Source organism: Acinetobacter sp. YH01019 (assembly GCF_013420285.1).
Taxonomy (GTDB): domain Bacteria; phylum Pseudomonadota; class Gammaproteobacteria; order Pseudomonadales; family Moraxellaceae; genus Acinetobacter; species Acinetobacter gandensis.
The window spans coordinates 1-1512 of record NZ_VOYM01000174.1 but is presented as its reverse complement, the minus strand read 5'-3'; the positions used below and the strand labels follow the sequence as shown (position 1 = coordinate 1512).

The window sequence follows — 1512 nt, the reverse complement described above, 5'->3', positions numbered from 1 at the left end:
GAGGCTTTAGGAGAAGCTGCAACTTCTCCAAAAAGCTTGAAAATCATTTCAAAGCCTTTGATTTAGTGTTCTTTTATATCAATAATGGATTCGTTTAATGCCAGCATACTTTTTGAAACACCACCGAATTTCTTTGTCAGACATAGTGATCAGCATCTATATTTTATATCCAGTCCATGGTGATAAAAATCATCATAAACCAGACATTTTTATTGGTGAGAATATAGACACTTTAAATGGGTTCTAACAGCAACTAAATTTAGTTGCATTTTTTAATTTCAAGGGACTATACTTAGTCGTAACTGAGTAGGGCTAAAATATGGGTAAAACGGAAAAGTTATTGGAAAAATTTGGAAATTCAAAAAATACGTTTCCATATAAAGATTTAGTCGTTTTACTGAGCCAGCTCGGCTATGAAAAATTTGAAATGGCAGGCTCTCGTGTTCGGTTTTTTAATGAAAAAACTGAACATATGATTTTACTGCATAGACCACACCCTGAAAATGAAATCAAAGGTGGGGCATTGAAAGCTGTAAAACAGGCACTCAAGCAGGAGGGATTTTTATGAGCTATTTAAAGTACAAAGGTTATCTCGGAACAATTGAGCCTGATCTTGAAACAGGTGAGTTATTTGGAAAACTTGCTTTTATTCGTGATCTTATTACCTATGAAGCGGAAACTTTAAAAGCCCTTGAGAAAGCTTTTCAGGAATCTGTAGACGGCTATTTAGAATCATGTGCTGAACTAGGAAAATCTCCTGATCAACCATTCAAAGGCACTTTTAATGTCCGTATTAGCCCTGAATTGCACCGTAAGGCGGTTTTAGCATCAAGTAATTCTCTAAATGCCTTTGTCAGTGAGGCGATTCAAGAAAAGTTAATGCGTTTAGGTGCGTAATTTATTGAAGCCTAGGCTACTACCTAAAAATTGAAAAACTCAGCAAAAATGGGAGCTTAAAGCTCCCATTTTTATGTTCAGTTTCGCATAAGAGATTTTATGTTAAGTGTACTTTATATCTATAAAAAACTTTCCATATAAATGATTTATATGAAATATATGTGTTAACTTAAGGTTTAAGTTCATCTAAGAAAAGAATAATGGAAAGAAATCTAAATTTAGCAAATTCAATTTTCGCAGGCTTTAATGATAAAAACGGATTAATGATTTGTGGCTATGAATGGGGATGGTCAAAAGAAGATCAAAAACTGGATGAAAGCGATAGCCGTCCCACAGTAGATATGAGCATTGAATGTACATTTAGTAATAAATCCCTAAGGTATGGTCCTTCTGCCAATACTTGGCCTTATGATAAAAATATCAAAAAATGGTTTAAGTTTTGGGGACACCCATTAAACGATGAAAATTTAGGTTCAGACTTTGATAAATGAACCGTACCGGGTTTGTCGGAGAGTCAATATTCTGAGAGACTATTCCGATGAAAAAACCAAACTATACCCCCGAAATTAGAGAAAGAGCGGTTCAATTACTAATTGAATCTGAAAAAGATTATCC

At 34.3% G+C, this 1512-nt stretch carries 2 protein-coding genes and 2 pseudogenes; all 4 read left to right on the top strand.

Annotation, left to right across the window (positions count from 1 at the left end):
- Positions 1 to 98, top strand: a pseudogene (locus FTT84_RS17740) (IS1 family transposase); the annotation flags it as partial.
- A 221-nt stretch (positions 99 to 319) separates the two neighbouring features.
- Entirely contained in the window at positions 320 to 568 is a 249-nt protein-coding gene (locus tag FTT84_RS17735) for a type II toxin-antitoxin system HicA family toxin (protein WP_004812233.1), read from the top strand.
- Positions 565 to 897 (top strand): type II toxin-antitoxin system HicB family antitoxin, encoded by a 333-nt coding sequence (locus tag FTT84_RS17730; protein ID WP_005404859.1) that lies wholly within the window; start codon positions 565 to 567, stop codon positions 895 to 897. The genes FTT84_RS17735 and FTT84_RS17730 overlap by 4 nt, the downstream gene beginning before the upstream one ends.
- Positions 898 to 1097: 200 nt before the next feature.
- A pseudogene (locus FTT84_RS17725) lies at positions 1098 to 1385 on the top strand (hypothetical protein); the annotation flags it as partial.
- Positions 1386 to 1512 lie beyond the last annotated feature (127 nt).